General features: G+C 35.0%; 6 protein-coding genes. 5 read left to right on the top strand and 1 reads right to left on the bottom strand.

The window, feature by feature from the left end:
• Positions 1-3 precede the first annotated feature (3 nt).
• Positions 4-1,611: a Na/Pi cotransporter family protein gene (locus AMD00_RS07065; RefSeq protein WP_211258633.1), complete on the bottom strand. Its 1,608-nt coding sequence runs from the start codon at positions 1,609-1,611 to the stop codon at positions 4-6.
• Positions 1,612-1,828: 217 nt separating this feature from the next.
• Between AMD00_RS07065 and AMD00_RS07070 the strand changes: the two genes are divergently transcribed.
• From AMD00_RS07070 to AMD00_RS07090, 5 genes are all read left to right on the top strand, one after another.
• Positions 1,829-2,344, top strand: a complete 516-nt coding sequence (locus AMD00_RS07070) for a DUF1189 family protein (protein WP_245639455.1) — start codon at positions 1,829-1,831, stop codon at positions 2,342-2,344.
• A gap of 60 nt (positions 2,345-2,404) precedes the next feature.
• A complete protein-coding gene (locus AMD00_RS07075; protein ID WP_053416331.1) occupies positions 2,405-2,749 on the top strand; it encodes a hypothetical protein in 345 nt (114 codons plus the stop codon).
• Between the two features lie 97 nt (positions 2,750-2,846).
• The gene (gene ispG / locus AMD00_RS07080) at positions 2,847-3,962 is read left to right on the top strand and encodes a flavodoxin-dependent (E)-4-hydroxy-3-methylbut-2-enyl-diphosphate synthase (protein WP_053416332.1); all 1,116 of its coding nucleotides are present in this window, start codon (positions 2,847-2,849) and stop codon (positions 3,960-3,962) included.
• A gap of 18 nt (positions 3,963-3,980) precedes the next feature.
• Positions 3,981-4,553: a 5' nucleotidase, NT5C type gene (locus AMD00_RS07085; protein ID WP_053416333.1), complete on the top strand. Its 573-nt coding sequence runs from the start codon at positions 3,981-3,983 to the stop codon at positions 4,551-4,553.
• 327 nt (positions 4,554-4,880) lie between these two features.
• Positions 4,881-6,077 carry an FtsW/RodA/SpoVE family cell cycle protein gene (locus AMD00_RS07090; protein WP_053416334.1) on the top strand — a complete coding sequence of 399 codons (1,197 nt, stop codon included), beginning with the start codon at positions 4,881-4,883 and terminating at the stop codon, positions 6,075-6,077.
• Positions 6,078-6,324 lie beyond the last annotated feature (247 nt).

The raw sequence follows: 6,324 nt of genomic DNA on the forward strand, positions 1-6,324 counted from the left end.
TCCTTAATGTTTTTGTAAAATAGCTTCCGCGATATTAACAGCGTGATCTCCTATACGTTCTAAGTTACTAACAATATCAGTAAAGACGATACCCGAATGTGCCGAGCATTGACCAAGATTTAATCGATGAATATGTTTTTTTCTAAAAGTTCGCTCCATTTGATCAATAAGCTCTTCTTTTTTTGTTACATCAATCGCCAATCCATGGTTGGTTGTATCCAATGCCAAAATAGCCTTTTGAACTGTTTCAATTGTTAACGTAAACATTTCACTTAAATCGTTTATAGCGGGCTCACTCAACTGTACCCCATTCACGGTTTTGTAGTCTATTAATTCTACAATGTTCTCAAAATGATCTCCAATTCTCTCAATATCACGGACATTTTCTAGTAAAATATGATGTCTAGTAGAATCTGTATCTGACAATGGTTGTGCAGAAACTTTCACTAAATAATCAGTGATTTTTTGATCTAAACTATTAATTGCTTCTTCATATTGTAAAACGTTTTTAGCATTCTTTTTATCGTTTGTTTTCAAATATTCGAATGTCTCTTCTAGACCCCGAATACTATATTTACCCATACGTAAAACTTCTTCCTTCGCTTGTCCAATTGCGATAGCAGGTGATGCTTCGATAAAATGCAGATCCAAACTTCTTGGTTTATATTCAATAACAGAATCCTCACCAGGTATTAGTTTAGTCACAACATATGCCCACACGCCTATTAATGGTAATTGAATCATTGTATTTACTACATTAAAAGATCCGTGTGCAAATGCAATCTGCATTTTAGGTTCTAATCCGGCGACGCCTGCTAACCATTCTATATAAAGTGTAAATTGTGGTAAAATTAAAAGGAAAATAATTGTTCCAATGACATTGAATAATACATGCATCGCTGCTACTCGACGGGCGGCTACTGATGCACCAATTGATGCTAGTACAGCCGTTAATGTCGTACCGATATTATCACCAAATAAAATCGGTAACGCTCCGTGAAGCGGCATTAATCCTTCCCCGTACAATCCTTGTAAAATACCAATTGTGGCACTAGAGCTCTGAATTATTAATGTTACCAATGCACCTAAAATAACACCCAGTATAGAATTTTCACTAATACGTAATGCCATATCAATAAATGTTGGTAGCTCCTGTAAAGGTTTCATACCATTACTCATAAGTTCCAGGCCAACAAATAATCCTCCAAGACCAAAGATTATTTGTCCGATATTTTGGATACTATTTTTCTTAAAGAAAAATAATAGAAAAGCACCAATAGCTAAGACTAGATACGCAAATTGGCCAATATCAAAGCCAATGATAAATGCAGTAAATGTCGTTCCTATATTAGCGCCCATAATAACACCTATTGCTTGACGTAGCGTCATAAAACCTGCGCTTACAAGTCCAACTGTAATGACCGTTGTACCAGAGCTCGATTGAATAAGTACTGTTACCAAAATGCCGACTAATACGCCCATCATTGGATTTGTGGTATAGCGATCTAATATATCACGAAGGCGATCTCCTGCTGATTTTTGTAAGCCGTCACCCATATATTTAATAGAAAATAAAAATAGTCCTAATCCTCCAAAGAACTGGAAAAGCATTTCTTGCCAATTCAGACTCACCTGCTGTCAACTCCCTGCATTACTATTAACCTAAGCTTTATTATGAAGATAATGTAATCAAATTGTAAGTTATTCTATAAAAAATTTACATTCGTTTAATATAGTTACTTCAATATAGTGTAATTGTTCACAATGCCGACAATTACTAAGTGCTGCTAACTCATGGTAAAATACCATAGAAGGAGCATATCATATTATGAAAATTAAACATTATCAATTATTTCTAGACAGTATATTACATCCCAAAAAACTAGCTGCATATCGCATGCTACCAATCGGTAAATTGATTCAATACGTCTTTATATTAATCACTTTTATCACTGTGGTTTCTTTTATCCAATTCCTAACTGGTGTCGGCTCAAGCGTTGACACGTCACAGCTTGAAGGTCTAAAAGAGTACTTAGATGATATTAAATGGTTAATTTATCCGTTTGCTTTCGTCTTATTATTCACTATCTCTACTTTTTTAACTTTTCTACGAATAAGTATTTATGGCTTTATAGGATCTATATTATTGAAAATGATGGGACATCGAGGTGAATATCGCCATATTTGGCGTACAACTGCACTCGCTACAACTCTTTCTACTATTCTAACAACTTTACTATCTTTCACTTCTTTAAACGGCACAGTTATGACCCTCATTTCTATGGTAATTATCGTAGCTTATATCGCTAGTGCGATAACGAAATACCCAAAAATAAAAAAATAATAGAAATGCTACGAATGAATCTCTCTCTTGTTCATATATTGAACGAAGGGGGAGATTTTTTTGAAAATATTCTTTTCTGCACTTGGTATTCTATTTATTGCTTTTATCCTGAAAATCGATCTTCTAGAGGGGACAATCCCGCTAGCAGCTTTTTATAAAGAGCCAGTTGTTGAAGAAACTTGTGTTGATGTTCCAGATATTAAAACAATTACGGTTCGTACAATACCCGGTGATAACCTACAATCACTGTTTGCTCTTTATCCATCTGAAAGTTCGATGAGCTTCTCAGAACGCTTGGAACTTTTTTATGAACTAAATCCACATTTACTTAAACAATCCTTTAAGCCTGGTGAGTCGATTCAACTACCATTCAGTATAAAAAATGCTCATTCATGTACAAATTAAACAATTAATGTTTCTTCCTTGTCATTTTCTTTGGAACACTGCTAAAATAGTGTACAGTGAAGGCTCTATTTTTGAGCCTATGAAGGAGAGAGTTTTCATGAATGAAATCGTTCACCGTACGAAAACGCGTAAAGTTCGCGTAGGTGACTTAACAATTGGCGGAAGCAATGAAGTAATTATACAAAGTATGACAACGACTAAAACACATGATGTAGAAGCAACTGTGGCAGAAATTCTTCGCTTAGAAGAAGCGGGCTGTCAAATCGTTCGTGTCGCTTGCCCAGATGAACGAGCAGCTGATGCATTAGCTGAGATCAAGAAACGTATCCATATCCCACTAGTTGCAGATATTCACTTTGACTACAAATTAGCCTTAAAAGCAATCGACGCTGGCGTTGATAAAATTCGTATTAACCCTGGTAACATTGGACGTAAAGAAAAAGTAGAAGCTGTTGTAAATGCAGCTAAAGCAAAAGGTGTACCGATTCGTATCGGTGTAAACGCTGGTTCATTAGAACGTAAAATCCTTGAAAAATATGGCTACCCTACTGCAGATGGTATGGTTGAAAGTGCCTTACACCATATTAAAATCTTAGAAGACTTAGATTTCCATGATATTATCGTTTCTATGAAAGCATCTGATGTAAACCTAGCAATTGAAGCATATGAAAAAGCATCTCGTGCATTTGACTATCCACTTCACTTAGGTATTACTGAATCAGGTACATTATTCTCTGGTACGATTAAATCAGCAGCTGGTTTAGGCGCAATATTAAGCATGGGTATCGGGAATACAATGCGTATTTCATTAAGTGCCGACCCTGTTGAAGAAATAAAAGTAGCACGTGAACTATTAAAAACATTCGGTTTAGCTTCTGACATTCCGACACTTATTTCATGCCCAACTTGTGGCCGTATTGAAATTGACTTAATTTCAATTGCCAATGAAGTAGAAGAATATCTTCAAACAATTAAAGCACCACTTAAAGTTTCTGTTTTAGGCTGTGCAGTAAATGGTCCTGGTGAAGCTCGTGAAGCCGATATCGGTATCGCTGGTGCTCGCGGAGAAGGTTTACTATTTATGAAAGGTAAAACTGTTCGTAAAGTACCTGAAGAAACGATGGTTGAAGAGCTGAAAATCGAAATCGATAAACTAGCTGAAGAATATTATAAAAAAAGAGATGCTGAAAAAGCTGAGAATGCAAAAGCATAGTATACAGGGGGCAATGAAATGAAGAAAAACTACCGTTTTGGTATCGATATTGACGGTACTGTTACGACTCCAGAATCACTTCTGCCTCATATCAACAAAGCCTTCAATGTCAATTTAGCGTTATCTGATATAACGCAATATGACTTAACTGCTGCGTTCCCTGTTGATAGTGATGAATTTTTTAAGTGGTTTAGAGAAAATGAGCCAGAAATTTATATGGCTTCACCTATTCAACAGGATGCACAAGCGATTTTATCTGCTTGGCAAAAAGATGTCGAGCTTTATTACATTACAGCCCGCGAGGACAATTCAACAGATGTCACTTATGAATGGTTTAAACAATTCAATGTACCATATGACAAAATTGATATCGTTGGACCTGTCAATAAAGCAATTAAAGCTCGTGAATACGATGTACATGCCTTTTTCGAGGACAAGCATGCAAATGCCGTTCAACTTCACGAGGAATTAGACATCCCAGTGTTATTATTCGATGCTCCTTATAACCGCGAACCCATTCCAAATGGCGTGATACGTGTAAGTAACTGGCAAGAAGCAAATCACTGGATTAAGAAGGAATTTGGAATTTAATAGAACAAAAGCTAGTACGTAAATTGCGTACTAGCTTTTTTATTTCATACTTAAAATTGAATATCTAATAACTCTATTATCTCTTCATAAAGAGCCTTACCCTGCTGTACCTATATGTACGTCATTTCTGTTTTCACAGGATCTTGAAAGAATACCGTGCTGCGTTTATTTGATTTAGATTTATAAATTCGGTTGCAACTTATCTTATCGTTACTAATGTTCTCATCATTTTAGTTGTAATTACATTTACATAAATAAAAAGTTTTGGAACCTTCCTATTTAATAACCGTTACTATTTACATAGCGAATGGGTTAGGAGAAGTACAAATGAAAATTCAAATGGATCGACAAATTAATATATATCTCTTATTGCTCGCATTGATTAGCTGCTTATTTATATACTCAAGTAGTACTAATTTCGGTCAATATGGTGATGCATTTATAGTAAAGCAAATTACTTTTTATTGTATTGGCTTTGTAATTATGTACGCTGTTTCTCGATTAGATTTTGAACAATTGAAGAAAATATCATGGCCCTTTTATGGGGTGATTGTCTTCCTATTAATCGCACTTATTTTTGCTCCTGAAAGTATTGCTCGACCGATCAATGAAGCAAAATCTTGGTATCATATAAAATTTATAGGCACTTTCCAGCCTTCCGAGTTTTTTAAGTTTGCACTTTTACTTGTCGTCGCAAAGCTCATTGAAAGTCATAATAAAAAAGGACAAGTTCAAACATACTTTACGGATTTATGGTTATTAACGAAAATTGCTATTATTAGCATTCCACCGATGCTCATCGTGTACAAACAACCAGATACAGGTATGCTTATGCTATATATGGCCATGCTTATACCAATGATTTATTTTTCCGGTATAAAAAAACAACTGCTGGCAGTCATTACGATTATCCCAACAGTTTTAATCAGTACCATTATCATTATTTATTTTTGGTTCAATCAATTTTTCACCGACAAAATTCTAACTAGTTTGTCTCCACACCAAATATCTCGTATTAACGGCTGGCTTCATCCTTTTGAATATAGTGATTCAGCCTACCAAACAAAGCTAGGGCTATTAGCTATTGGCTCAGGTTTACTTAGCGGAAAAGGTTATTTACAAAATAATGTGTATGTACCTGAAAAACATACGGATTTCATATTTTCTACGATAGCTGAGGAAACAGGATTTATCGGTGCTTCTATCGTTATTGTTTTATTTTTTTTATTATTATATCGAATGGTTTTCCATGCCCTTCATGCTAAAAAACAATTTACTTTCCTAATTGCGGCGGGGATTATTGGCTTATTAACCTTCCAAATTTTCCAAAACATTGGGATGACGATTGGGTTATTACCCGTTACCGGTGTCACCTTACCGTTTCTAAGTTATGGAGGTAGTTCTCTATTATCGAATATGATGCTTATTGGGCTGATTCATGCGATTAAAATGTCGTATAGTGGCTATATGTTCAAAAATACAAATGAAGTGGAAGTGCAATCAGGTGCAAAATTCTCCAAATAAAAGGATACTCGTACTATTTAGTTTAGTAAGTTTCTTTTTAATACTTCTAATTATTCGATTAGCATATATAATGATTTTCTAACATGAAAATTTGCTATTATAAAAATTTTGACGAATAGTGCACTAAATATTTCCCGGAAAATAAAAAGCATTTCCACTGAGATATCATTCTGAACTGACCCAAGAAAGTTAGACATATTTAGTTAAGCAGCTTCTAAGACCTGAGTTCGGTATTCCACCGGGCTTA

Origin of the sequence: Viridibacillus arvi, assembly GCF_001274945.1 — a bacterium.
GTDB lineage: Bacteria > Bacillota > Bacilli > Bacillales_A > Planococcaceae > Viridibacillus > Viridibacillus arvi.

Bases quoted from the DNA above. Each gene is read 5' to 3' on its own strand.
- AMD00_RS07085 (WP_053416333.1), top strand. From the start codon at position 3,981: ATGAAGAAAAACTACCGTTTTGGTATCGATATTGACGGTACTGTTACG.
- AMD00_RS07070 (WP_245639455.1), top strand. From the start codon at position 1,829: ATGAAAATTAAACATTATCAATTATTTCTAGACAGTATATTACATCCC.
- AMD00_RS07065 (WP_211258633.1), bottom strand. From the start codon at position 1,611: ATGCTTTTCCAGTTCTTTGGAGGATTAGGACTATTTTTATTTTCTATT.
- ispG (WP_053416332.1), top strand. From the start codon at position 2,847: ATGAATGAAATCGTTCACCGTACGAAAACGCGTAAAGTTCGCGTAGGT.
- AMD00_RS07090 (WP_053416334.1), top strand. From the start codon at position 4,881: ATGAAAATTCAAATGGATCGACAAATTAATATATATCTCTTATTGCTC.